Source organism: Petralouisia sp. (assembly GCF_056822245.1).
In genome coordinates this window covers 127,160-152,165 of sequence record NZ_JBQIOP010000001.1, presented here as the reverse complement: position 1 = coordinate 152,165, position 25,006 = coordinate 127,160, and the positions used below count along the sequence as shown (strand labels likewise).

At 45.0% G+C, this 25,006-nt stretch carries 24 protein-coding genes, 1 other RNA gene and 1 pseudogene; 24 read left to right on the top strand and 2 right to left on the bottom strand.

Annotated features, from left to right (window positions below; all coding sequences use genetic code 11):
* The first annotated feature begins 62 nt into the window (after positions 1-62).
* From ACTO17_RS00695 to ACTO17_RS00670, 6 genes are read left to right on the top strand one after another with little or no spacing between them, the layout of a single operon-like run.
* Positions 63-695, top strand: a complete 633-nt coding sequence (locus ACTO17_RS00695) for a pseudaminic acid biosynthesis-associated methylase (RefSeq protein WP_482556510.1) — start codon at positions 63-65, stop codon at positions 693-695.
* 13 nt (positions 696-708) lie between these two features.
* Positions 709-1,416 (top strand): pseudaminic acid cytidylyltransferase, encoded by a 708-nt coding sequence (gene pseF, locus ACTO17_RS00690; protein WP_482556509.1) that lies wholly within the window; start codon positions 709-711, stop codon positions 1,414-1,416.
* A gap of 16 nt (positions 1,417-1,432) precedes the next feature.
* Positions 1,433-2,482 carry a pseudaminic acid synthase gene (pseI, locus tag ACTO17_RS00685; RefSeq protein WP_482556508.1) on the top strand — a complete coding sequence of 350 codons (1,050 nt, stop codon included), beginning with the start codon at positions 1,433-1,435 and terminating at the stop codon, positions 2,480-2,482.
* A gap of 19 nt (positions 2,483-2,501) precedes the next feature.
* Entirely contained in the window at positions 2,502-3,635 is a 1,134-nt protein-coding gene (gene pseC, locus ACTO17_RS00680; RefSeq protein WP_482556507.1) for a UDP-4-amino-4,6-dideoxy-N-acetyl-beta-L-altrosamine transaminase, read from the top strand.
* A complete protein-coding gene (locus tag ACTO17_RS00675; protein WP_172536453.1) occupies positions 3,632-4,129 on the top strand; it encodes a GNAT family N-acetyltransferase in 498 nt (165 codons plus the stop codon). The genes pseC and ACTO17_RS00675 overlap by 4 nt, the downstream gene beginning before the upstream one ends.
* A gap of 29 nt (positions 4,130-4,158) precedes the next feature.
* Entirely contained in the window at positions 4,159-4,239 is an 81-nt protein-coding gene (locus ACTO17_RS00670) for a hypothetical protein (protein ID WP_482556546.1), read from the top strand.
* Between the two features lie 8 nt (positions 4,240-4,247).
* Here ACTO17_RS00670 and ACTO17_RS00665 read toward each other — a convergent pair.
* A pseudogene (locus ACTO17_RS00665) lies at positions 4,248-4,438 on the bottom strand (helix-turn-helix domain-containing protein); the annotation flags it as partial.
* A gap of 244 nt (positions 4,439-4,682) precedes the next feature.
* On the opposite strand from ACTO17_RS00665, the gene ACTO17_RS00660 reads away from it, so the two are divergent.
* The 7 genes from ACTO17_RS00660 (at position 4,683) to eno (ending at position 12,742) form a co-directional block, all read left to right on the top strand.
* Positions 4,683-5,561 (top strand): phosphoribosylaminoimidazolesuccinocarboxamide synthase, encoded by an 879-nt coding sequence (locus ACTO17_RS00660; protein WP_482556506.1) that lies wholly within the window; start codon positions 4,683-4,685, stop codon positions 5,559-5,561.
* A 19-nt stretch (positions 5,562-5,580) separates the two neighbouring features.
* Entirely contained in the window at positions 5,581-7,023 is a 1,443-nt protein-coding gene (gene purF / locus ACTO17_RS00655; RefSeq protein ID WP_482556505.1) for an amidophosphoribosyltransferase, read from the top strand.
* Between the two features lie 146 nt (positions 7,024-7,169).
* Positions 7,170-8,621, top strand: coding sequence for an adenylosuccinate lyase (gene purB, locus ACTO17_RS00650; RefSeq protein WP_482556504.1), 1,452 nt, complete (start codon positions 7,170-7,172; stop codon positions 8,619-8,621).
* 155 nt (positions 8,622-8,776) lie between these two features.
* Complete coding sequence (locus ACTO17_RS00645) at positions 8,777-9,688, top strand: hypothetical protein (protein ID WP_172536458.1); 912 nt, start codon at positions 8,777-8,779, stop codon at positions 9,686-9,688.
* Between the two features lie 132 nt (positions 9,689-9,820).
* Complete coding sequence (locus tag ACTO17_RS00640; RefSeq protein ID WP_482556503.1) at positions 9,821-10,912, top strand: hypothetical protein; 1,092 nt, start codon at positions 9,821-9,823, stop codon at positions 10,910-10,912.
* A gap of 11 nt (positions 10,913-10,923) precedes the next feature.
* A complete protein-coding gene (locus ACTO17_RS00635; protein WP_172536461.1) occupies positions 10,924-11,226 on the top strand; it encodes an STAS-like domain-containing protein in 303 nt (100 codons plus the stop codon).
* A 196-nt stretch (positions 11,227-11,422) separates the two neighbouring features.
* Positions 11,423-12,742: a phosphopyruvate hydratase gene (gene eno / locus ACTO17_RS00630; RefSeq protein ID WP_172536462.1), complete on the top strand. Its 1,320-nt coding sequence runs from the start codon at positions 11,423-11,425 to the stop codon at positions 12,740-12,742.
* A gap of 134 nt (positions 12,743-12,876) precedes the next feature.
* Here eno and ACTO17_RS00625 read toward each other — a convergent pair whose 3' ends face one another.
* Positions 12,877-14,643, bottom strand: coding sequence for an Ig-like domain-containing protein (locus ACTO17_RS00625; protein WP_482556502.1), 1,767 nt, complete (start codon positions 14,641-14,643; stop codon positions 12,877-12,879).
* A 201-nt stretch (positions 14,644-14,844) separates the two neighbouring features.
* On the opposite strand from ACTO17_RS00625, the gene secG reads away from it, so the two are divergent.
* From secG to ACTO17_RS00570, 11 genes are all read left to right on the top strand, one after another.
* Positions 14,845-15,084, top strand: coding sequence for a preprotein translocase subunit SecG (secG, locus tag ACTO17_RS00620; protein ID WP_172536172.1), 240 nt, complete (start codon positions 14,845-14,847; stop codon positions 15,082-15,084).
* A gap of 73 nt (positions 15,085-15,157) precedes the next feature.
* Positions 15,158-17,311 (top strand): ribonuclease R, encoded by a 2,154-nt coding sequence (gene rnr / locus ACTO17_RS00615; protein WP_482556501.1) that lies wholly within the window; start codon positions 15,158-15,160, stop codon positions 17,309-17,311.
* A 51-nt stretch (positions 17,312-17,362) separates the two neighbouring features.
* Positions 17,363-17,827 carry an SsrA-binding protein SmpB gene (gene smpB / locus ACTO17_RS00610; RefSeq protein ID WP_172536170.1) on the top strand — a complete coding sequence of 155 codons (465 nt, stop codon included), beginning with the start codon at positions 17,363-17,365 and terminating at the stop codon, positions 17,825-17,827.
* A gap of 98 nt (positions 17,828-17,925) precedes the next feature.
* On the top strand, positions 17,926-18,537 hold the full coding sequence (locus ACTO17_RS00605; RefSeq protein ID WP_482556500.1) for a hypothetical protein: 612 nt from the start codon (positions 17,926-17,928) through the stop codon (positions 18,535-18,537).
* 47 nt (positions 18,538-18,584) lie between these two features.
* The gene (locus ACTO17_RS00600) at positions 18,585-19,310 is read left to right on the top strand and encodes a hypothetical protein (RefSeq protein WP_482556499.1); all 726 of its coding nucleotides are present in this window, start codon (positions 18,585-18,587) and stop codon (positions 19,308-19,310) included.
* A gap of 97 nt (positions 19,311-19,407) precedes the next feature.
* Positions 19,408-19,754, top strand: a transfer-messenger RNA (tmRNA) gene (gene ssrA, locus ACTO17_RS00595).
* Positions 19,755-20,018: 264 nt separating this feature from the next.
* Entirely contained in the window at positions 20,019-20,714 is a 696-nt protein-coding gene (locus ACTO17_RS00590) for a hypothetical protein (RefSeq protein ID WP_172538453.1), read from the top strand.
* Between the two features lie 95 nt (positions 20,715-20,809).
* A complete protein-coding gene (locus ACTO17_RS00585) occupies positions 20,810-21,487 on the top strand; it encodes a response regulator transcription factor (RefSeq protein ID WP_172538454.1) in 678 nt (225 codons plus the stop codon).
* Complete coding sequence (locus ACTO17_RS00580; protein WP_172538455.1) at positions 21,484-22,953, top strand: sensor histidine kinase; 1,470 nt, start codon at positions 21,484-21,486, stop codon at positions 22,951-22,953. The genes ACTO17_RS00585 and ACTO17_RS00580 overlap by 4 nt, the downstream gene beginning before the upstream one ends.
* A 117-nt stretch (positions 22,954-23,070) precedes the next feature.
* A complete protein-coding gene (locus tag ACTO17_RS00575; protein ID WP_482556498.1) occupies positions 23,071-23,805 on the top strand; it encodes a DUF4352 domain-containing protein in 735 nt (244 codons plus the stop codon).
* Positions 23,806-23,919: 114 nt separating this feature from the next.
* Entirely contained in the window at positions 23,920-24,846 is a 927-nt protein-coding gene (locus ACTO17_RS00570) for a chemotaxis protein (protein ID WP_172538468.1), read from the top strand.
* Positions 24,847-25,006: the final 160 nt, after the last annotated feature.

The window sequence follows — 25,006 nt, the reverse complement described above, 5'->3', positions numbered from 1 at the left end:
GGTTTTTGGAACAGGCGCAGTTGTCAGCCCATCATCATTTTTAGAAAAGAGAGGATCAGAATATGGCATACAGGACAGAACAGGAAGAATTTTGGAGCGGCCAGTTTGGAGACGCATACATAGAGAGAAACCAGAACCATCAGATTGTGGCTGCAAATGCGGCTTTATTTGCCGAAGCGCTGAAGTTGACAGAGCATGTGGAAACAGTGGCGGAATTTGGGTCGAATATCGGTTTGAATTTGAGGGCGATTCATACGCTGCTGCCCAAAGCGTCTCTGGAGGCGGTGGAAATCAACCATAAAGCGGCAGAACTCCTGCGGAAGGATTCTTTTTTTGAAGTTCCGGTAAAAGTGCATGAAACTTCTATTTTGGAATTTGAGCCTGCGGCGCAGTATGATTTTGTCCTGCTCAAAGGGGTATTGATTCATATAAATCCCAATGAACTGGAGCATGTATATGAGAAATTGTACCAGTCCTCCAGACGTTATATCCTTCTGTGCGAGTATTACAATCCAACGCCTGCGGCTATAGAATACAGAGGACACAAGGAACGGCTGTTTAAGAGGGATTTTGCGGGAGAATTTCTGAAAAAATATCAGGATGTAAAACTGCTGTCTTATGGATTCCGTTATCATCTGGATTCCAATTTCCCTATGGATGATATCACATGGTTTTTAATGGAGAAAAAGCAATAGAGGCGCGTAAAAAATGGAGAAACGGATATTAGGAATTATCCCGGCCCGGGGAGGAAGCAAACGGATTCCGCAGAAAAATATCAGGGAGTTCTGCGGAAAGCCCATACTGGCTTATTCCGTGGAAGCGGCCCTTAAGACAGGACTTTTTGAAGAAGTCATGGTGTCTACAGACAGTGAGAAAATTGCCGGGACCGCAAGGCAGTGCGGGGCGTCTGTACCCTTTATGAGAAGCAGGGACGCATCGGGGGATTATGCCACCACAGCAGAAGTATTGCAGGAAGTTCTTGAAAATTACAGGAAACAGGGCAGAACATTCGATTATATGGCCTGCATTTATCCCACAGCTCCTTTTGTAACCGCCAGGAAGCTGACAGAAGCGTTTCGTGTCATGGAAGAAACAGGGGCGGCGGCAGTTCTTCCGGTAGTTGCATTTTCCTATCCGCCCCAGCGGGCCTACATTGTAAAAGACGGCCGGCTGAAAATGAAATGGAAGGAAAATTACAGGATGCGTTCTCAGGATTTGGAACCTCTGTATCACGATTGCGGGCAGTTTTATATCTATGAAGTAAACCAGTTTCTGGAGCAGAAGGGACAGATTACGGAAGGCATTGTTCCGATTTTTGTGGATGAGATGGAGATGCAGGACATTGACCATGAATCAGACTGGAGGCTGGCAGAACTGAAATATGAAATGATGCAGAAAAAGCAGAAGGAAAAGTAATTGGAGGGAGCCGGGATTGAACAAAGAAATACAGTTGGGAAACCATATCATTTCAAAACAGAGCAGTGTTTATATAGTGGCGGAGCTGTCCGCCAACCATAACATGGATTACGGACGCGCATGCGCCATTATTGACGCGGCTGCAGATGCCGGAGCGGATGCGGTAAAGATTCAGACTTATACGGCGGATACCATAACCATCGACTGTAACGCACAGGAGTTTCAGGCCCATGGCCTGTGGGAAGGCATGAATCTGTATCAGCTCTATCAGAAAGCCTATACTCCCTGGGAATGGCAGGAGGGGCTTATCCGGTATGCCAATGACAGGGGGCTGGATTGTTTTTCTTCTCCTTTTGACGCTTCAGCCGTGGATTTTCTGGAGCGGCTGCATGTGCCTGCCTACAAAATCGCGTCTTATGAAATCAATGACATTCCGCTGATCAAAAAAGCGGCGCAGACAGGAAAACCAGTGATTCTTTCAACGGGAATTGCCAGGCTTTCAGATATCGAACTGGCGGTTCATACCTGCAAAGAAGCGGGAAATGAAAATGTAATTCTTCTGAAATGCGTCTCGGCCTATCCTGCTCCCGCAGAAGAAATGAATCTGAGAGTAATCCCCCATATGGGGCAGGCGTTTGGCTGTCTGACTGGTTTGTCGGATCACACATTAGGAGCGGAAACAGCCGTTGCGGCAGCTGCATTGGGGGCAAAAGTCATTGAAAAGCATCTGACCCTGAAGCGGGCAGACGGCGGCGTAGATGCTGCTTTTTCCATGGAACAGGAAGAATTTGCAGAAATGGTCTGTCAAATCCGCAGAATAGAGAAAGCCCTGGGAACCATAACTTACGATTTGAACCAGAAACAGAAGGAGAGCAGGCGTATGTCCCGATCTCTTTTTGCGGTGAAGGATATCCGGCAGGGAGAAACATTGACAGCGGAAAATGTACGTTCCATCCGGCCGGGGACAGGACTGCATACGAAATATTATGAAGATATTCTTGGAAAGACGGCAAGGGAAGATTTGAAAAAAGGAACACCGCTGAACTGGACACTAATAAATAAGTGATAAAGAAGAGGAAAAGATTATGATACCATATGGACGTCAATGGCTGGACGATGAGGATATACAGGCAGTAGCGGAAGTGATGAGATCCGATTTTATCACCACCGGGCCGAAAGCGGATAAGTTTGAACAGGAAGTGGCAGAATACACAGGGGCGAACTATGCGGTGGCAGTTTCCAACGGGACGGCGGCGCTTCATCTTGCCTGTCTTGCGGCAGGGATACAGCCGGGAGATGAAGTAATCACCACGGCAATGACTTTTGCGGCTTCTGCGAATTGCGTACTGTACTGCGGCGGCAGACCGGTGTTTGCGGATATCGATCCCATTACATACAATATTGATCCGGAGGATCTGCGGCGTAAGATCACTTCCCGCACCAAAGCGGTGATACCGGTGCACTTTACAGGCCAGCCCTGCAGAATGGATGAGATCCATCAGTTAGCGGAAGAATATGGGCTGACAGTGATTGAGGACGGAGCCCATGCCCTGGGAGCGGCATACAAAGGAAAGAAAATCGGCGGACTGTCTCAGATGACGACTTTCAGCTTCCATCCGGTGAAGCCCATTACCACAGGAGAAGGCGGAATGGTGGTTACGAATGATGAAAGGCTGTACCGGCGTCTGAAGCTTTTGCGCAGCCATGGGATTACAAGAGAAGAAGATCTGATGGAAAAAAATGAAGGCGGATGGTATTACGAACAGTTGGAATTGGGCTACAATTACCGGATGACGGATATTCAGGCGGCGTTGGGCAGCAGCCAGTTAAAGAAGCTGGATCGATTTATTGCAAAAAGAAGAGAAATTGCAGACACTTACAGCCGGGCGTTTGCCGCAGAGCCGGACATGATTCTTCCCACGGTGATACCGGAAGCGGAAAGCGGCTGGCATCTGTATGTGATTCAGGCTGCAAAGCGTGACCGGAAGGAAGTTTATGATGCATTGAGGAAAGCAGGGCTGAACATCAATGTACATTATATTCCGGTGTATCATCATCCTTATTACCGGAACCATGGATACGCAGATGTATTCTGCCCCAATGCAGAACAGCTTTATCAGAGAATGGTCAGCCTGCCTATATTTCCGGCATTGAAGGAGGAAGAGCAGGAGTATGTGATTGATGTGGTGAAGAAAGCGGTCAGGGGGACGGAAGGATGAGCGCCAAAGTATCCAATTTGTCCACAGAGCGGCTGTTCTTACGTGAAATCACAGAAAAAGACACCGCCCTCATTGTAACATTCCGTTCAGACCCGGAAGTGTATCAATATTTCCTGTCGCCCCATCCCCTGACAGAAGAGGAGCATCTGAACTGGTTCCGAACCCGGTATCTTTCCGATGACAACTGTATGAACTGGGCGGCAGCCCTAAAAGACAGCGGAGAAACCATCGGAGTATTCGGAATCAAAAGACAGGAGTCTGAACACACCGCTGAAGTGAGTTATATCTTGTCCCCGGAATTTCAGGGGAAGGGATACGCCGGGGAAGCGGTGGAAGGCATGATAAGGTTTGCTTCCGAGGAGTGGCATTGCCGTTTTGTGTCGGCGCAGATCCATGTGGAAAATCAGAAGTCCGCTGCATTTGCAAAGGGCTTGGGGTTTGAATGCTTTGGCAGGAGAGGAAAGTTTGAGCTGTATCGGAAAGTGATTATGTGATATCTGATTGACGATGTATAGTTGATGCGGTGAATATGTTCCTTAGGCAAGTGATTTTACAAAAAGGTATTCCTTTTGAAGTAAAATATCCGGAGGATATATTTATGTAACGCTATTTGCTGATGTCCTTGAAGTCCGCCGCTTCATAGTTTCCCAACGCAGACTTGGAGAGGTGTGTCTGCTCCGCAAGCTGTTCCAGTGTCAGCCTACGCTCCACACGCAGGTTTTCAATCGTTCTTGTATGGATAGTTCATCGGTGAACAGCGCTTTGAAAACAGAATGACCGTCCGAAAAGGAATATCCCGGCATGGGAAGCGCCGCAACGAGCCACTTCGGGACAAAAAGGCGAACAGCCTTATCCGCCGGGAGTGCTGCAACTGCGAGGGCGGGGACTGTATTGTACTTGATGTATCTCCTTTGGGGACTTACCCTTTTCAGCGCATGATGGACGATGTAGATTCGCTGATGCTTTTTATATTGACGAATCAAAACCCCCTGTATTATAATAAACCCGATATATTAGCAGATACCGGAACGCAGAATGGAGGAGACAATGAGTATTCAGGAATTTAAACCAGTAAAAGAAGGAAAAGTACGTGAAGTTTATGACAATGGGGACAACCTTATTATTGTGGCCACAGACAGAATCTCGGCCTTTGATGTGATTTTAAAGAACAAAATCACCCAGAAAGGCGCAATATTAACACAGATGTCTAAATTTTGGTTCGACTTTACCAAAGATATCGTGCCCAATCATATGCTTTCTGTGGATGTCAAAGATATGCCGGAATTTTTCCGCAGTGAGAATTTTGACGGAAACAGCATGAAGTGCAGGAAGCTGAATATGCTTCCAGTGGAGTGCATTGTCCGGGGTTATATTACCGGAAGCGGCTGGGAAAGCTATCAAAAGGACGGAACAGTCTGCGGAATCAAGCTGCCGGAGGGACTGAAGGAATCGGACAAGCTGCCGGAGCCCATTTACACGCCTACCACCAAGGCAGACCTGGGGCTTCATGACGAGCATATTACATTTGAGGACAGTGTGGAGATACTGGAAAAGCTTCATCCGGGCAAAGGCGCAGATTATGCGAAGCAGATTCAGGAATGTACCATCAATTTATATAAGAAATGTGCGGAGTATGCATTAAGCAAAGGAATTATCATTGCAGACACCAAATTTGAATTCGGTTTGGATGAAAATGGAAACGTGGTTCTGGGGGATGAAATGCTGACGCCGGACAGCTCCAGATTTTGGCCCCTGAATGGGTATGAGCCTGGAAAATCACAGCCTTCTTTTGACAAACAATTTGTCAGAGACTGGCTGAAACAGAATCCGGACAGTGATTATCTGCTGCCGGAAGAGGTGGTAATCAAAACGGTGGATAAATACAAAGAAGCATATGAGCTTCTGACCGGGGAGAAGTTTGCGTAAGATTGACTGGAGAACAATTATGGACAGTAAAATGGAATTATATACGGATTCCGATAAACTTCAGGAAGAATGCGGTGTTTTCGGCATCTATGATTTTGACGGAAATGATGTGGCGTCCACCATCTATTACGGGCTGTTTGCGCTGCAGCACAGGGGGCAGGAAAGCTGCGGAATTGCCGTCAGCGATACCAAAGGGCCCAAAGGCAAAGTGATTTCCCAGAAGGGCATGGGACTGGTCAACGAAGTGTTTACCCAGGAATCCTTCAAGGATCTGAAAGGAGACATCGGCGTCGGCCATGTACGTTATTCCACGGCAGGCGCTTCCACCCGGGAAAATGCCCAGCCTTTGGTGCTGAACTACGTTAAGGGGACGTTGGGCCTTGCCCATAACGGGAATTTAATCAATGCCGGTGAACTGCGTAAGGAACTGGCATATACCGGGGCAATTTTTCAGACCACCATTGATTCTGAAGTGATTGCTTACCATATTGCCAGGGAGCGGCTGAATACCCATACGGTGGAGGATGCGGTATGCCGGGCGGCAAAGAAGCTGAAAGGAGCCTTTTCCCTGGTGGTGATGAGCCCCAGGAAATTAATCGGAGCCAGAGATCCCTTTGGATTTAAGCCTCTTTGCATAGGAAAACGGGAGAATGCCTATATCCTTGCCTCTGAAACCTGCGCCCTGGAAACCATCGGAGCAAAATTTCTGCGGGACGTCCTTCCGGGAGAAGTGGTAACAATTACGCCTGAGGGAATCAAATCCGATACCAGCCTTTGCCTGCCAAGAGAGCAGGAGGCAAGATGTATTTTCGAATATATTTATTTTGCAAGGCCCGACAGCCGGATTGACGGGGTTAGCGTTTATGCCTCCAGAATCCGGGCGGGACAGTTTCTTGCCATGGATTCTCCGGTGGAGGCGGATCTTGTGGTGGGCGTGCCGGAATCCGGCAATGGGGCGGCTTTGGGATATGCCATAGAATCCGGCATTCCCTACGGCCATGCATTTGTGAAAAACGGTTACGTCGGCCGTACCTTTATCAAGCCAGGGCAGAGCAGCCGGGAATCCAGCGTGCGGGTAAAGCTGAACGTACTGTCAGAGGCGGTCAGGGGAAAACGGGTGATTATGATTGACGATTCCATTGTGCGGGGAACCACATCCGGCCGGATTGTGCGGATACTTCGGGAATCCGGGGCAAAGGAAGTGCACGTGCGTATTTCTTCCCCGCCTTTTTTATGGCCCTGCTATTTTGGGACGGATATTCCGGAGCGGGGGCAGCTGATTGCCTGCGGCCGTTCTTTGGAAGAAATCCGTCAGGTTATCGGAGCCGATACCCTGGGCTATCTGAAGATTGAGCGGCTTGCCGAAATGTCCGAGGGGCTGCCCATCTGCAAGGGGTGCTTTACCGGGAATTATCCCATGGAACCGCCTGCAGGAGATATCCGGGGAGATTTTGAGCGGTAAAAACTCCAGGAAAAAGTAACAGGGCAGTTTGCCCGAACTGTTACAAGAGAAAGAATGGAATCCTGCGTTTTCGCCTATACGGTAAGCGCAGGAAATCAGGGCCATTTTATATTTTTCAGAGTAAACGATAAGGAAGGAGAAAAACAATGGCAACAGACAGATACAACAGCCCATTGTCAGAGCGGTATGCAAGTAAGGAAATGCAGTACATTTTTTCCCCGGATATGAAATTTTGCACCTGGAGAAAATTGTGGATTGCCCTTGCGGAAACAGAGATGGAGCTGGGATTAAGCGAGAATGGCAAGCCTGTCATTACCGAAGAACAGATCGAGGAACTGAAAGCCCATGCTGAGGATATCAATTATGAGGTGGCAAGGGAGCGGGAAAAACTGGTAAGGCACGATGTGATGAGCCATGTGTATGCTTACGGTCAGCAGTGCCCCAAAGCAGCCGGAATTATCCATTTAGGCGCAACCTCCTGTTATGTGGGGGATAATACCGATATCATTGTAATGGACGAAGCGTTGAAACTGGTTCAGAAAAAACTGGTAAACGTCATTGCTGAACTGGCCAAATTTGCAGATGCTTACAAAGAGCTGCCTACCCTTGCATTTACCCATTTTCAGCCGGCGCAGCCAACTACGGTAGGAAAGCGCGCCACCTTATGGCTGCAGGAATTTCTGATGGATCTGGAGGATTTGGAGTATGTGATGGGCAGCCTGAAGCTGTTGGGCTCCAAAGGAACCACAGGCACCCAGGCAAGTTTTCAGGAGCTGTTTGCAGGAGATCAGGAGACCATTGATAAAATTGATCCCATGATCGCAAAAAAAATGGGATTCAAAGAATGCTATGCGGTATCAGGGCAGACTTATTCCAGAAAAGTGGACACAAGAGTGCTGAACGTTCTGGCAGGAATTGCAGCCAGCGCCCATAAAATGTCCAATGACATCCGGCTTTTGCAGCATTTAAAAGAGGTGGAAGAGCCCTTTGAGAAAAATCAGATTGGCTCCTCTGCCATGGCTTATAAGAGAAACCCCATGCGCAGTGAGCGGATTGCATCTCTGGCCCGTTATGTGATGGTGGACGCTTTGAATCCGGCCATTACCTCCGCCACCCAGTGGTTTGAACGGACTTTGGATGATTCCGCCAATAAACGTCTGTCAGTGCCGGAGGGATTTCTGGCTGTTGACGGCATTCTGGATTTATGCCTGAACGTAGTGGACGGACTTGTGGTGTATGAGAAAGTAATCCGTAAGCACATGATGGCCGAACTGCCCTTTATGGCAACGGAAAATATAATGATGGATGCAGTGAAAAACGGCGGCAACCGTCAGGAAATGCATGAAAAAATCCGTCAGCTTTCCATGGAAGCAGGCAGACATGTAAAGGAAGAAGGGAAAGAAAACAATCTTCTGGAACTGATTGCGGCAGATCCGGCCTTTCATCTGACCTTGGAGGAACTGGAAGGTTCCATGGAGCCTTCGAAGTACGTGGGACGCGCGCCTCTTCAGGTGGAGAAATTCCTGGTCCGGGCGGTGCAGCCGGTGTTGGAAGAACGGAAAGAAATGCTGGGCATGACGGCTGAGATTAATGTGTAATTGCCGCGGGTTTTAAGGATTTTTGAGATGGAATAAAAGTTTGTAAACAAAGGGAAATGCTTTGAAGAAAGTAATTTCCCTTTGTTTATAATATTTGAGAAAGATAAATTTTGTTATAGGAAAATTAGAACAGATTTGGGAGTATCATGGATGAAATGAAGAACGAAAAAACGTATACGGTTAATTTTCCGGTTCGGATGTTAGCGAATACAAATGGATTTAATTTTATTAACAGTATTTATTATGAAATAAACAATCGTAAATATGAAGAGATTACGTTTGATTTTCAGCTGACAAATATTTTTGAGACAAATTTAATTGCTTTTTTAGGATATGCTATTGAGAAAATATATTCAAATCAGATTATTTTTGAATTGAAGATAGGGCAGGAACGTTATTTGTGCGAAGACCAGAGCATTGTATTAAGAAAAATTTTTGAGTTTTATTCACTGGATAAAAGCCCGGCTCTTTTGCCCCGAAAAATCGGAAACAGAAATCTGGCAGAAGAAGAACAGCTGCTTTTAAGAGATTTAAAAGAATTGGAATTGAATGAATATAATAAAATCAGAACAATACTTAGCGAATTGATGGCAAACCTGAAAATGCATACGATTTATTTAGACGGATATTTTGCCGGATACCATGATTATAAAAACCATCAGATATTATTTTCTATAGTGAATTATGATATTACATTTGCAAATCATATCAAACAGGCAAATAAAATGGAATTTGAAAATGATTTTGAAGCAATTGTGTGGGCGTTGAAGAAAAATAATACAACCCGGCAGGACAGCGGCGGTATAGGGTTGTATATTTTAAGAAAATATATCAGCGATATGAATGGGAAATTTTCTGTTTTATCTGGAAATTCTTATGTAGAGTGCGACAAAATGTGCTATAATGAAGAAAATGAAAATTTAATCAGAGTAAGTAAACGAAAAAATTTATCACAGCGTTTTGAGGGAACTACCATAACTTTATATATTCCGGATCATAAAGGGAATTTGATGGATGAGAAGAAAGTTTTGGAAGAAATATGTTTACGATGTCTGTTGGAGGTCTAAATGGAGTGTGTCATTCAGTTTTTGGACAATGCGCATCAGAGGGAACTGAGACTGCTTGCGCAAAGGAGAAGTGAGAAATATGAAGATACGATTGAGCAATATAAGAAATAATTTCTGGTTCAGCTGCAGTATTTGAAAAAAGATTGCGGAAATAAGGAATGTGCCTATTCTCAGGCATGTAAAATTATAAAGAATGAAATATATGCACAGCCCAAAGCGCAGATTGAAGAATTTTTTAATGAAATAAAAAATATATATTTATTATGGATAGATTCCGGAGTGAAAGACGCTTTTGACAAGTTAGATAATCTTTTGGAAAGATATAAGATTAATTCATTTAAAGCTGAAATAAGCAGTTCAGATATTTTTTTCAAAGGGCGTGTGAGCGAAGAATATCTGACAAGATGGGATATGTTTCATATACCATTTAATAAGCGGCATTTAATTGGGAATCAAAGATATAGCTTAACGGGACAGCCAATTGTATACATGGGAAAATCTGTCGTGGATTTGGTAGAAGAACTGGGGGTGAAAGAACTTGAGAATTTTAAAGTATCAACAATTCAACTGCCGGATGGTATAAAGGTTTTTGATCTGCGGAATTCTGTATTAGATGATTTAATCGTTATGGATATTGAGTGGCTGTTAGGCATTAGTGAAAATTTTGACGTACGGAATTTTTATAAGTTGTTACTGTCTTCCGTTTGCAGTTTTGTAAGGAGACAGGCATCGGCAAGTTACAGCTTTTGTGAAGAATACGTTATTCCCCAATTATTGGCGCAAGTTTTGAAAAACAAGGGATATGACGGAATATTGTATCAGTCTACAAAACGGTTTAAAGATGTAGATATGGAGGAGCGTGAACATAAAGGGTTTGAATTCAGTTATAAATTGGGTTATACCGAGAATATAGCATTATTTACCAAGATAAATCGCCAACATGTATACGATCAGGAACTTTTTCATCGAATTAATATAAGTGTTCCCGTTACAATAGATATGATTGATGAAGTGTCATTGGAAGATTTGGAAAGAATAAAAGAAGAAATAAATAAAAGCAATAAGGAACAGGAAAAAGTAACGATTGCAGATAAAATAGTGTCAGTGTATGCGCGGGCATATGATAACATACAGTATCATGGAATAGAATATGCCAAGTCAGATGTAGGGAAAATACATTTATATCATTTGTATGAAGTGCTGCATCAGATTTTAATTGATTAGAGGAAAAATGTATGTGTAAAATTAATGTAAAAACGATTATTCAAAGTCCCCTTGCGGATGATGATAAAAAGGGAGATTTACTGTTTCATGAAATTAAGGCGAAAGCTTATGAAGGTGAATCAAAAGAGATATGTTTAGATTTTAAAGACGTTGATTTAGTGAATACAGCGTTTTTAAACAATGCAATCGGGCGGTTATATGATGCAAATAAGTTTGATATGAGCAGTACGCGCATAAAGATCATTAACATGGAAAAGAGCATGTTGGAGTTATTAAAAGAAAGTGTGAGGACAGCAAGGCTGATGTATGGTTAAGCCCGTGAACGCCCCGCAATAAATCCGCCAGTTCTGCACCCATTTCCGTATAATTACAAAATTCCTGCAAATACTGTATACAGGAAAACTTTGCAGTACAGATGAATTGGGCCAAAATAGTTCTGCCATGGAAAGGCTGTTTCTTCCAGGCAGGTGAAAGTGTTTTCGCGCAGTTCCCAAGGAAAGGAGAGCAGACATGAGTTTTTCTTTGAATATTACCAATATCCATGCAAGGGAAATTTTAGATTCCCGGGGAAATCCAACCGTGGAAGCAGATGTGACGGTGGAGGCTTCCAGTAACGGGAAAAAGACCACCGGACGGGCGGCAGTGCCTTCCGGGGCTTCCACCGGGCAGTTTGAAGCCGTTGAATTGAGAGATGGAGAGCCAAGGTATTTCGGGCTGGGCGTCCAGAATGCAGTCAAGCATGTCAATGATAAAATTGCCAAAGCATTAATTGGAAAAAATGCGCTGAATCAGGTGGAAATAGACCGGATTCTGATTGCAGAGGACGGCACAGACGACAAAATCAATCTGGGCGCCAACGCAATGCTCAGCGTGTCCCTGGCAGCGGCAAGAGCAGCGGCAAAGGCCATGGAACTGCCCTTGTACCAGTATTTGGGCGGCACAAATGCAAAACAGATGCCGGTGCCGATGATGAATATTTTAAACGGAGGCCGCCATGCAGACAATACGGTGGATTTCCAGGAATTCATGATTATGCCTGTGGGAGCCAAAAGCTTCCGGGAAGGGCTTCGGATGTGTGCAGAAGTTTACCATAATCTGAAAAAAATCTGTGAAAAAGAAGGACTTTCCACTGCTGTGGGAGATGAGGGCGGATTTGCGCCGGATTTACCGGACGCCGTCTCTGTGCTAGAGCTGATTGGACATGCCGTTCAGGCTTCCGGATATGAGCCGGGAGAAGATTTTAAAATTGCCCTGGACGCAGCAGCCAGTGAATTATATGATGAAAAGACAGGCATGTATCATTTTCCGGGAGAGTCTAAGGTTAAGGGAGAAAAAATTGCAAGAAATACAGCTGAAATGATTGGCTATTACCGGGAGCTGATTGAGAGATTCCCAATTATTTCCATTGAGGACGGTTTAGACGAAGAGGACTGGGACGGATGGCAGGCCATGACAGAACAGCTGGGAGAGCGGATTCAGCTTGTGGGCGATGATTTGTTTGTGACAAATACCAAACGTCTGGATGCAGGAATCAAGCTTCGAACCGCCAATGCAATTTTGATTAAGGTAAATCAGATCGGAACCCTGACAGAAGCCATGGAGGCCATTGAAACAGCCCATAAAAATGCCTACCGGGCCGTGATTTCCCATCGTTCCGGGGAAACGGAGGACACCTTTATCGCAGATTTAGCAGTGGCCGTCAATGCCGGACAGATTAAGACAGGGGCGCCCTGCCGGGCGGAACGCACCGCCAAGTACAATCAGCTTCTCAGAATTGAAGAACAGTTGGGAGTGGTAGCGGAATATAAGAATCCCTTTAACAAATTCTAAACCATGTTTGAAATTGAAAATGGCATTAATTCCAATTTATTTCACTGGATATATTGAAATGCCAAAAGTCCGTAAAGGAAGAGATTTCAACCTTTACGGACTCTATCATTTTGACGCGGCTTTGTTCTTACGCGTTATTTATAGCAGGTATAAAAATTCCACCGGGACAGATCAATCTGCTCGATGTTGTCTGTATCGATTACGTTGCTGTCTGTAGGAGGACAGAACTGATAATTTGTTCCATCTTCGATAGACTGCGCCACCATATGCCATGCCTGCCATTCTGGCGTACCGTATTTATATTTGTAATACAAATTTTCCAGAGGATAATTGATCATTTTACCAAAGGCCGTTAAAAGGGCGGGCGAGGTATAGGAATTGAATTCAAATTTTTCAAATTTCCAGAAAGGAACCCCTTCGTCTGCGGCAAGGGAAATATAGTGGCCGCTGTCTGCCGCTGTTTTGGTGTAAACAGAATGGCTGCGCATATAGCTTGTAATGGTCTGCATTTTTTCCTTTTTTGTCATGGAATTCGTAGTCACCTGGTTAATGAGAGACTGCATCCATGCGGTCTGCTCCTTGTCGATATCCTTTATATCGATATAGCCCAGTTCAGCATTTTCTATGATTGGCCTGCCCAGGCCGTCTTGGCCGCCTGGGAGATCATAGATTTTGTTTCCCTTGCTGTCAATGGCAAATTCCTGGACAGTGATACTGGTTTTTCCGGGAATCTCAAACATAAAAAGGCCCAGATAGCCGCCGTCTGTTTTATATAAAAAACTGGGCGTCATAACCCCCATGCTTTTTAAATCTTCGTAAACAGTGCCGTTACCAGGCATGAATAACGGCTCATTCTCTTTCTGGGTTGCAGTATCATAGAAGAACAGGTTAAAGTTATCCGTAGAGGGATTTTCCGTTTTCACGTATACAATACTGAATAAATTGGCGTATGGCTGATTAAGAAAATTTATTTCATAGGTGTACTTTGGTTTAAAATCCGTGACCGTGATCTTGCGGCTTACGCTTTTGCCGTCCACGGTAGCTTTGATGGTGGTGGTTCCGGCCTGCTCCGCATAAAGGAGCACAGATTCCCCTTCAACATCATTCTTATCCGCTTCGATAACAAAATCCGCAACTTCGGTATTGGAGGATTTCCAGGATATCTTCCCGTGTTTGGAAGAACTGCACACGACGCGGATTCTTCTTTCAGAGGATGTGTACATGGCGCTGATTGTGTCCTCGGCAAAGGAGATGCCGCCGGATTTTTTGATCTTCACCCTGCAGGATGCTTTTTTTCCAGTTCCGTCCGCTGCCTTTGCAGTAATGACGGCAGTTCCGGTTCCAACCCCTTTCACGGTTCCCCTGCTGCTGACGGTCGCGATTTTTTTGTTTGAAGTTGTCCATACAACGTCTTTGCTGCCTCCTGCGCTTGTTTCCACGGAAGCTTTCAGCTTTAACGTATTGCCTTTTGCAATGGAGGCGGAAGTTTTATCCAGTTTCACGCTGGTCACTCTGCCTTTGACGACTTTCACCGTAACGACGGCTTTTTTCTTCTTGTTTTTTGAGGAGCTTACAGTAATCTTTGCGGTTCCTGCCTTTTTACCGGTAATCACGCCCTTGGCTGTGACAGATGCGATTTTTGGGTTTGAACTTTTATATTTTACTTTTTTGTTGGCTGATTTATCCGGTGAAACCGTAACAGTTGTTTTCAGGGTCGCTTTTTTGCCTTTTGCCAGTTTGATGGTTTTGCTTCCGGTCAATGAGTCTGTGGAGGTTACTTTTTTTACAATTATTTTTGATGCTGCCTCCGCTGTCCTCTCAGTGCCGGCAAACCATGCCAGGGCGCTGAATAACAGTGCGATTCCCACCGCATAAATCCGCCTGTGCTGCTGCTTTTTCATAATTTACTCTCCTTTCTTTTCAGTCAGTGTTCCAAAGCGTGCCATATAAAAATATGATAATATTTTTACAAAAAATTGTCAACTTTTATAACTAAGCTGTAATTATGGGAATGATTTTTCAAACAATCCCTTGAAATGCATTCCAAAATATGCTACTATAAAACAAGTTGTGAGCATCACAGTCACAGGAGGTATGGAGAAATGGCAGTTTTGAAAACGATTTTAACTGTAGTATTTATTTTGATAAGCATTGGTTTGACAGTAATTGTTTTAATGCAGGAGGGCAAATCTGCAGGACTTGGAACCATCAGCGGCGCCGCAGATACGTACTGGGGCAAGAACAAAGGCCGTTCCAGAGAAGGAGTTATGGTGAAGATTACCAGAGTTCTGGTGGTTTTGTTCCTGGTAATTGCCGCTGTATTGAATATCGGAAGCTTATAAGCAGCCAGGGAGCTGTATTGTACACAAGAGACTGTCGCTTTGCGGCAGTTTTTTCGTATTATAGGAGAAATATATGGAGAGAAGTTTATTGGAAAACAGAAAGAAAATGATTTATGAATTCATGTGCAGTGATCTCTATGTGCCCATGAAAATAAAAGAGCTGGCCGTGCTGCTGAATGTGCCCAAAGCGGAACGGGAAGATTTGGAAGAAATGCTTACAGAGCTGATGCAGGAAGGAAAGATAGAAGTTTCCAAGCGGGGCAAGTATTCCAAAACAGAAGGAAAATTCTTAAAGGGCACATTTACCGGAAATGTCCGGGGATTTGGATTTGTCACCATCGAGGGAGAGCCGGAGGACATTTTTATACCGGAGGAGAGGATCAACGGCGCCATGCATGGAGATTTGGTGCAGATTGCGCTGCTGCCGGGAAAGGCGGAAGCCGGAAAACGCCGAGAGGGAGCGGTGGTAAAAATTTTGCAGCGGGGAGTGCTCCAGGCAGTGGGCACATTCCAGAAAAGCAAAAATTTCGGATTTGTGGTGCCGGACAACCTGAAGCTTGGACAGGATATTTTTGTGCCTGCCGAATGTTCCATGGGAGCTGTGGACGGACATAAAGTTGTGGTGGAGCTTACGGATTACGGCAGCGAAAAACGCAAGCCCGAGGGAAAAGTGGTGGAGATTATCGGGCATATCAATGATCCGGGAACAGACATTATGTCCATTGTAAAAGGATACGATCTGCCCACAGAATTTCCGGAAAAAGTATTAAAACAGGCCGTCAATGTGGGAAAACCTGTGAGTACAGCAGATATGGCAGGACGCAAAGACATCCGGGACTGGCAGATGGTGACCATTGACGGAGAGGACGCCAAGGATTTGGATGACGCCATCACGCTGACCAGAGAGGGAGAACATTACCGTCTGGGAGTTCATATTGCAGATGTGACCAATTATGTACAGGAGCGCAGCGCATTGGATGTGGAGGCGCTGAAACGGGGAACCAGCGTGTATCTGGTGGATCGTGTCATTCCCATGCTGCCCCATCATTTATCCAACGGAATCTGCTCTCTGAATGCAGGAGAGGATCGGCTGGCATTGAGCTGTATCATGGTAATTGATGAAAAAGGAACTGTCATTGACCATGAAATTGCAGAGACTGTGGTACGTGTGGATCGCCGCATGAGCTATACAAGCGTACGGAAGATCCTGAAGGACAGAGATGAAAAGGAGCGGGAGGAGTACAAAGAACTGATTCCCATGTTTGAGGACATGGAAAAACTTGCGGCGATTCTGCGGGAAAAGCGCAGAAAACGAGGCTCCATTGACTTTGATTTTCCGGAGACGAAAATCATTCTGGACAGGCAGGGAAAACCTCTGGAAATCAAGCCCTATGAACGGAATGTGGCCACCAGGATTATTGAAGATTTTATGCTGATTGCCAATGAAACCGTGGCCCAGGACTTTTTCTGGCAGGAGCTTCCCTTTGTATACCGTACCCACGATACGCCGGACCCGGAGAAAATTAAAAGCCTCAGCCTGTTTATCAATAATTTCGGCTATTCCATCCGAATCAGCCAGGACGAAATCCATCCCAAAGAACTGCAGAAATTGCTTGGGAAGATTGAGGATACGCCGGAGGAGCCGCTGATCAGCCGACTGACGCTGCGTTCCATGAAGCAGGCCAAATATACCACGGACAATACCGGGCATTTCGGCCTTGCGGCCCAGTATTACTGTCATTTTACTTCGCCGATCCGCCGGTATCCGGATTTGCAGATTCACCGGATTATCAAGGAAACTCTGCGGGGAAAAATGAACGGAAAACGGATTTCCCACTATGAGAAAATTTTGCCGGAGGTGGCGGCCCAGTCCAGCGCCAGAGAGCGGCGGGCAGAGGAAGCGGAACGGGAAACAGATAAATTGAAAAAAGTGCAGTATATGTCGGAACGCATTGGAGAAGAATTTGAGGGGGTCATTTCCAGTATTACATCCTGGGGCATATACGTGGAGCTGCCCAATACCGTGGAGGGTATGGTGCATGTGACAAATCTGCAGGGTGATTATTATCACTATGAGGAAGCGGCCCATGAGATGGTGGGGGAGACCACCGGAAAACGGTATAAACTGGGGCAGAAGCTGAGGGTTGTGACAGCCAGTGCCGATCCTGTGATGCGCACGATAGATTTTGTGCTGCCAGAGGAGGATTTGGAAATGAGCGGCCAGTAAAGCGGCCCAATTCACACAGTATTTCAGGAAAACTCAGGAGAGGATAAGCAGATGGGAAAAGAAAGCAGGAAGTTAATTGCCAATAACAAAAAAGCATTTCACGATTATTTTATAGAGGACAAATATGAAGCAGGAATCAGTCTGGCCGGGACGGAGGTAAAGTCCCTGCGGATGGGAAAATGTTCCGTGAAGGAATCCTTTATCCGCATTGAGAACGGGGAAGTCATCATCTACGGAATGCACATCAGCCCCTATGAAAAAGGAAATATCTTTAACAAAGATCCCCTCCGTCCCCGGAAGCTTCTGATGCATAAATATGAAATCAATAAAATTGCCGGGAAAATGGCGGAGAAAGGCTACACGGTGGTGCCCCTGCAGGTATATTTCAAAGGAAGCCTGGTAAAGGTGGAAATTGCGCTGGCCCGCGGAAAGAAGCTCTACGATAAACGCCAGGACATCGCCAAAAAAGACATGCGCCGGGAGTCGGAACGAGAGTTTAAAATAAAGAATATATAAAAGCCCCGGTTAAAAATCTGCCCGACCATGACGAAATAGATAGAAGAAAATGGTAAATCAAACAGTATAGGCCGAACAGGAAAGGGCAGGTGACCTTAATGAATATGTTTACAGTCAGTACCGGGCTGCAGACTGCCGGCAGCTTTCAGTCAAAAAGTGTTTTTGCCGGCAATTTGCCGGGGCTTCACAACAGCATGCTTAAAAGCGCAAAGGATAAAATGGAGCGTCAGCAAAAAGCCGGAACTGAGATTGCATTCTGGGAGAAACAGAAGGAAAATCTGAAACAGAAGGAATGCGGCACCGTGGAAGAGATAGCCAAGAAGCTGGAGATGTTACATAATTATGAAGATGAGATTGCAGCAGTGAAGGCAGCTTATAACAGGGAGCAGATGTCTCATATTCTGGACGAAGCAGAAGAACAGGGCGAGAAGAACGCCAAGGCGGCTGAGAAACTGGAGCCAAAGACACCGGAAGAAAGACAGGAAGAAATGGTGGAAGAAGCTTTGGGCATCGAAGAGGACGAAAGCATTCTGGACGAAATGATGGACGAAATGACGGAGTCTGTGGAAGAGGTTTCAGAAGAACTGCAGGAAACGCAGGAAGAGATAACCGACAGCCTGACAGAGGAAATCATGGAAGAATCTGCGGAATCTGCAAAGAACGCGCCGCAGCAGCTGAACATGTACCGAAGGTTTGATATAAGGATATAATGAAAGTCAGAACGCCTTAAGAAAATAATTTGCGGAGAAGATTTGTCATGAAGAAAGTATTGGATTTTATAATTGTAATTGTTTCACTGGCAGCAGCCACATTTGTGTTCGCCGGATTTAATATGGAGGGAATTCTGCTGAAAATGAATCAGCCGGAAACCATCGGCAGCAAGGAAATCGAAGCGAATCCGGGAACGGTTTATATGGGATATCCTGCAGGCGAGGGTATTCCGGAGGTGCGGAGTCAGTCAGAATGGGAAGAAACGCTGAATGATGTGGATTATGTGAAAGTGATCCCTAAGTCCCTTAAGAAAACCAATGTGTACAGCCTGGCAGAATGGGCAGATCCTTTCCGCAGACGGCGCAACGGCGCAGTTGGTAAACAGAAGCCGGCCGTGCGGCAGTCCCCGATAGATGTTTTTGTGGAGTATATTCCTTATTATATTCTGGAACTGGAAGATGGAAGCAAAATTCTGGCCCAGGTCAGCCAGAATACGGCGAAAGCCCTTGAAAAAGGAGAATCAGACGCAATTCCCATCGGAAGAAAGCATGGATTTTCCCAGGGAGCCAAAAATATGCTGTCAGACATTTGCGAAGAGAATCAGGTTTCAACCGAATACGTCTGGTATGCCATTGACAATGAATGGCAGAAAAAGAATTCTTTTGGAATCCTGATTGGAAAAGCGGCAGTGGCAGTGGTGTTCTTTTTTGTATTGGCAGTGATTCTGGAATTAGTGGCAGATAAGCTGTTGGGAAAGCGGAAAGAATCTTAATTTCCGCTTTCCGAAAGGCAAATTTTCCGGAAAGGGTTCTTGACAAAAAGAAAGTCTGAATTTATAATAGACAGAAGCTAACAGCATCAGCGAACCAGGGGTTGTACTGGTTTCGACGGGGGTTGTGCAGCTATGGAAGCCATTGGCGGCTCCTGACCGCCTCAACAACGGGAACAATAAATATAAACGCTGAAGATAATTTAGCAATCGCTGCCTAGTTGCAGCAGTCGGCCTTAGACCACCCACAGTTTAAGTAACCGGCTTCGACGATGTGGGAAACGACGTATGCAAAGCTTTGCGCATGCGGGCGTATTATGAAGCTACTGAAACCGGAAGCCTGTCATTCGGCGTTCGGCAGAGGGAATGTCAAAGGAATGACTGTAATGGGAGATGCCATAGTGAATTGACTTTCGGACAGGGGTTCGATTCCCCTCAGCTCCATTATTTGTGGTAAGGAGGAACCCACGAAGTGGTGGGATGTTCCAGTATAAAATAATAAATCCACCTGCTATTAATTTTAAGCAAATAGCGGATGGATTTATTTTATTTCCAGTATTACAACCAACAGTCTGTATTTCGATACACAGGAACTGCCGGATTGTGTGTCCATCATCTGCTATGACAACAAAGAATCCCGCTTGTCAAAGAAGAAAGGATAGAATATAATAGCGTTAAAGAATACACAGGCAGGATAAGGCAGGGAAAACAATGGAAAAAAATAGTATTACAGTGGAAGGCTTTACCTTTACAGACCCGGAACTGGCGCGTAAAGCCATGCACGAGGCAGAAAGCATCCAATACGTCAAAGGGAAACTGGATATGGGAAACCCAAGGATGGTTCATGAAATGTACCGGAAGCTGATTGCAGAAAAGGTATTTGAAACTCCGGTGGGACTGGCATATTTAAAACAACTCAGGGATTATCTGTCAAATGTGCCGGAAATCCAGAGAAAAGATCAGGCTCCCGGTGCAGCGGCAGAGCCCTTAAGAAAGAGCAAGGCTTCTGCAGCAGCGGCAAAACCCGCAGGAAAGAATCAGGCTCCTGGCTCTGTGCAGGGAAAAAGGCAGACCCAGAAAGCGCCCCTTTCGGATGCAGAAGAACTGGCAGAGTGGTATGAAGAGAATTTGGGACAGGAAAAGCAGAAACGGCGGGCCGCAGAATTAAAACAGCGTCAGATTGAACAAAAACTGAAGAGCAGCAGGGGGCTGTTTCGGGTCAGTCTGGCAGGCAATCTTTTCCTGCTTCTTGTGGCCATTGGAATGATTGTGATTACGCTTTTGGATGACAGTCCCAATATTATCAATTATAAGAATAAAATTCTGAATCAATACACAGAATGGGAACAGGAATTAAAAGAGCGGGAGCAGCTCATAAAAGAAAAAGAACAGGAATTAGGCTTATAGAATCCGCAGAAACAGCGGATTTTTCACAAATATTCCATAAATGCATGATACCATAGAACATAATACTTGGATGAAAACGGAGGGTGTACGCAGAAATGGAAAAGTTAAAAATACTGGTGGTGGATGATGAGAGCCGGATGCGCAAGCTGGTGCGTGATTTTCTGGTGAAACAGAATTTCGAAGTGGTGGAGGCCGAGGACGGAGAGGATGCTCTGAATAAGTTTTATGAACAGAAAGATATTGCCCTGATTATTCTGGACGTCATGATGCCGAAAATCAACGGCTGGGAAGTGTGCAAAGAGATACGGGAGAACTCCAGGGTTCCGGTTATTATGCTGACGGCCAAGGGAGAAGAGAGCGATGAACTGATGGGATTTGACATCGGCGCAGATGAATATATATCAAAGCCCTTCAGTCCTAAGATTTTAGTGGCCCGGGTAGAAGCGATCCTGCGGCGCACCGGGAAAAAAGAAGAAGAGACGCTGGAAATCGGCGGGATTCTCATAGACCGGCTGGGGCATCAGGCGTCAGTGGACGGAACAGAAATGGAATTAAGCTATAAGGAATTTGAATTGCTTACGTATTTTGTGGAAAACAAAGGGATTGCCCTTTCCAGGGAGAAAATTCTCAATCATGTCTGGAATTATGATTATTTCGGCGATGCCAGAACCATCGACACCCATGTGAAAAAACTGCGCAGCAAATTGGGGGACAAGGGAAATTATATTAAGACTATCTGGGGCATGGGCTATAAGTTCGAGGTGGAGTCATGAAATATTCCATCACAGGCAAAATCACAGCAATTATGCTCAGTCTTGTTGCCGGCACAGTGTTACTGTGCTGGTTTATTAATACAACTCTTTTGGAAACTTACTATGTGGAGCATAAGCAGCAGAAACTTCTGGAAACTTATGAAATGGTGAATAAGGCCAGCAGCTCCGGAGAAGCGTGGACGGAGGAATTTGCCATCCGTCTGGAAAAAGTATGCGCCAACAGCAACATTACCAGAATGATTATCGGTTCTGACAACATCATTTTAGATTCCAACGTTGGAGATGACGAAACGCTGCTGCTTCAGTTTTTGGAGCTGATTTTCCGGAAAAATAAAAATGTGGAAATATTAGAAAGCACAGATCGGTATGTGGTGGAAAAGATGTCAGATAAGAGACTTAAGACGGATTATCTTGTGTTATGCGGGAATCTGTCCGATGGAAACTCCCTTCTGATGCGCACTGCATTGGAGAGCATTAAAGAAAGCGTGGATATTGCCAACCGTTTTCTGGCCTATGTGGGAATTGTGGCCGTAGTTCTCTGCGCTGTGATTATTTATGCAGTAACCCGTAAGATTACCAATCCTATTTTGCAGCTTGCAGACATTTCAAACCGAATGACTAATTTAGACTTTGACGCAAAATTTCCAAGCAAAGGGAAAAACGAGATTGACATGCTGGGGGAGCATATGAATCAGCTGTCAGAAACTTTAGAGCGGACTATCTCGGAGCTGAAGAGCGCCAACAATGAACTGAAAATTGACATTGAAAAGAAAACGGAAATGGATGAGATGCGCAAGGAATTTATTTCCAATGTTTCCCATGAATTGAAAACGCCTATCGCATTGATCCAGGGCTATGCGGAAGGGCTGCAGGAATGCATCAATGATGATGCGGACAGCCGGGAATTCTATTGCGATGTGATTATGGATGAAGCGGACAAGATGAATCAGCTTGTGAAGAATCTGCTTACCCTGAATCAATTGGAGTCCGGCAGCGAACAGGTAGTATTTGAACGGTTTGATTTGCTGGAGGTTATCCAGGGGGTTGTCAACGCCACCGCCATTTTGCGGGAACAAAGCGGCGTTGCCCTGCAGGTGCACGGGACAGGGCCTAAGTATGTCTGGGCAGATGAATTTAAGACAGAACAGGTGCTGACTAATTATATCAGCAATGCCATTCACTATGCCGCCGGAGAAAAGAAAATAGAGATTTTTGTAAGACCCAATACGGAAACAGTAAGAGTGGAGGTATTTAATACAGGGAACCCCATTCCGGAGGAAGAGCTGGAGCATATCTGGGATAAATTTTATAAAGTGGATAAGGCGAGAACCAGGGAATACGGCGGAAACGGAATCGGCCTGTCCATTGTAAAAGCGATTATGGATTCTTTTCACAGAGAATGCGGTGTGGAAAATCTTAGAAACGGTGTAAGATTCTGGTTTGAACTGGATTGTAAAAGCCAGTAGTTTTGCGTGGAAAATTTTAAAAACAGGAAATTGTGGTTGCCCTACGGAATAAATAATGGTAGAATACAAGATAGAGAAACAGGAATATGCGCTTGAGCATAAAAAGGAGACATACTTATGAAGAAATTCATAAAACAGGGATCAGCATTAGTGGCTGCAGCAATTCTTCTTGCCGGATGCGGAGAGGAGATGGTTCCGCTGACAGAGAGTGAAGCGTTGGTTATCGTCAATTACTCTGCAGGAACCCTTGCAAAGCATAACAGACATCAGCAGGAAGGAATGGCGGCAGTATACCCCAAGGAGGAAGAAGAGGAAGTGATTCCGGAGGAAGAGGAAGTGAAGAAACCGGAAGAGCAGGAGAAACAGGAAGAGAACGGCGGACAGCAAAGCAGCAGCGGGGAAAACGAAGCGTTCGGCTCAGAGAAACCGGCCCCTGAAGCAGTTACCTTGACAGAAGCCCTGGCAATTCCGGGCCTGGAATTTTCTTATAAGGATTATTCTGTCAGCAATACTTATAAACAGGGAGATTATTTTTCACTGGATGCGAAAGAGGGAAATACGTACGTAATATTGAATGTGAACATAGCAAATACAGGCTCAGAAACAGTGAACTGTGATTTGCTTTTAAAGCAGCCGATTTTTACGTTAAAGATAAATGAAGAACCGGGAGTAAAGAATGAAGTCAGCATGTTGGAAAATGATGTATCCACTTACATCGGCGCCATCGAAGGGGGACAGACCGTGGCAGGTATCCTGATATTTGAAGTGCCGGCGGCGTCAGCGGAAAACATTTCATCCCTTCAGCTTACACTGCAGATGAATGAAACGACAACTGAGATAAATATGAAATAAATTTTAATAAATTGAAAAAATGTTCTATATTTTTCAGAAAGTATGTGCTATAATGTAGGCAAAGCATGTATGAATATTGCACGGAAATATACCGGAGAGGAGCGAGTTACTATTATGGATACAAATATTCTTTTGGAGAATGGCACAAATGAGCTGGAGGTTTTAGAATTTACATTAGCTGGAAATCATTACGGTATCAATGTAGCGAAAATACGGGAAATTTTGACATATCAGCCCGTTACTCCGATTCCTAATGCACATCCAAGTGTGGAAGGTATATTTATGCCAAGAGACACCATGATAAGTGTAATTAATCTGCGTAATTGCCTGGGGCTTCCAGATATTGACAGAGACGGATTATTCATTATTACTAACTTTAATAAACTGAATATTGCGTTCCATGTGGATGAAGTATGCGGCATTCACAGGCTTTCCTGGGCAGATATCATCACCCCTGACGCCACCATTAATATTGAAGAGAACGGCGTGTCTACCGGAGTGATTAAGTTAGAAGATCGGCTGATTGTAATTCTTGACTTTGAGAAGATTGTAACGGATATCAGTCCGGAAACAGGACTGCAGGTATCTGATTTGGATGATTTGGAAGAACGCAACAGAAGCGATTCCCCGATTATGGTGGCAGAGGATTCTCCGCTGCTGTCCAAACTGATCACAGACTGCCTGAAGAAATCAGGATATACCAAGCTGAATGTCAATAACAACGGACAGGAGCTGTGGGATAAGCTCAATGATTTCCGCAAGTCAGGAGAAGTAGATGAAAAGGTACATATGGTCATTACGGATATTGAGATGCCTCTGATGGACGGACACCGTCTGACCAAACTGATTAAGGAAGATGATGAGCTCAAGCATATTCCGGTTGTTATTTTCTCATCTCTGGTAAATGAAGAAATGAGACGCAAGGGTGAGATGCTTGGTGCAGACGCTCAGCTTACCAAACCGGAAATCGGCAAACTGGTTAATGCAATTGATGAACTTCTGGATAAAAGAAAAGAATTCCTGGCTCAGAGACAGGGATAAGGCTCTGAAGAGTGGAATTTCTGAATCTTCCGGAGAGAATAAGAACGCAGCATTTTTAATAACTTTAAGAGCAGGAACTGCCGGAAGGTTACACTTCCGGCAGTTTTTAGCGTGGTCAGGAAATCTTCTCCAAGAACTGCAAATAACTTTGCAATTTACT

Coding starts and splice junctions, on each gene's coding strand:
- ACTO17_RS00695 (WP_482556510.1), top strand. CDS start 63: ATGGCATACAGGACAGAACAGGAAGAATTTTGGAGCGGCCAGTTTGGA.
- pseF (WP_482556509.1), top strand. CDS start 709: ATGGAGAAACGGATATTAGGAATTATCCCGGCCCGGGGAGGAAGCAAA.
- pseC (WP_482556507.1), top strand. CDS start 2,502: ATGATACCATATGGACGTCAATGGCTGGACGATGAGGATATACAGGCA.
- ACTO17_RS00675 (WP_172536453.1), top strand. CDS start 3,632: ATGAGCGCCAAAGTATCCAATTTGTCCACAGAGCGGCTGTTCTTACGT.
- ACTO17_RS00660 (WP_482556506.1), top strand. CDS start 4,683: ATGAGTATTCAGGAATTTAAACCAGTAAAAGAAGGAAAAGTACGTGAA.
- purF (WP_482556505.1), top strand. CDS start 5,581: ATGGACAGTAAAATGGAATTATATACGGATTCCGATAAACTTCAGGAA.
- purB (WP_482556504.1), top strand. CDS start 7,170: ATGGCAACAGACAGATACAACAGCCCATTGTCAGAGCGGTATGCAAGT.
- ACTO17_RS00645 (WP_172536458.1), top strand. CDS start 8,777: ATGAAGAACGAAAAAACGTATACGGTTAATTTTCCGGTTCGGATGTTA.
- ACTO17_RS00635 (WP_172536461.1), top strand. CDS start 10,924: ATGTGTAAAATTAATGTAAAAACGATTATTCAAAGTCCCCTTGCGGAT.
- eno (WP_172536462.1), top strand. CDS start 11,423: ATGAGTTTTTCTTTGAATATTACCAATATCCATGCAAGGGAAATTTTA.
- ACTO17_RS00625 (WP_482556502.1), bottom strand. CDS start 14,643: ATGAAAAAGCAGCAGCACAGGCGGATTTATGCGGTGGGAATCGCACTG.
- secG (WP_172536172.1), top strand. CDS start 14,845: ATGGCAGTTTTGAAAACGATTTTAACTGTAGTATTTATTTTGATAAGC.
- rnr (WP_482556501.1), top strand. CDS start 15,158: ATGGAGAGAAGTTTATTGGAAAACAGAAAGAAAATGATTTATGAATTC.
- smpB (WP_172536170.1), top strand. CDS start 17,363: ATGGGAAAAGAAAGCAGGAAGTTAATTGCCAATAACAAAAAAGCATTT.
- ACTO17_RS00605 (WP_482556500.1), top strand. CDS start 17,926: ATGAATATGTTTACAGTCAGTACCGGGCTGCAGACTGCCGGCAGCTTT.
- ACTO17_RS00600 (WP_482556499.1), top strand. CDS start 18,585: ATGAAGAAAGTATTGGATTTTATAATTGTAATTGTTTCACTGGCAGCA.
- ACTO17_RS00590 (WP_172538453.1), top strand. CDS start 20,019: ATGGAAAAAAATAGTATTACAGTGGAAGGCTTTACCTTTACAGACCCG.
- ACTO17_RS00585 (WP_172538454.1), top strand. CDS start 20,810: ATGGAAAAGTTAAAAATACTGGTGGTGGATGATGAGAGCCGGATGCGC.
- ACTO17_RS00580 (WP_172538455.1), top strand. CDS start 21,484: ATGAAATATTCCATCACAGGCAAAATCACAGCAATTATGCTCAGTCTT.
- ACTO17_RS00575 (WP_482556498.1), top strand. CDS start 23,071: ATGAAGAAATTCATAAAACAGGGATCAGCATTAGTGGCTGCAGCAATT.
- ACTO17_RS00570 (WP_172538468.1), top strand. CDS start 23,920: ATGGATACAAATATTCTTTTGGAGAATGGCACAAATGAGCTGGAGGTT.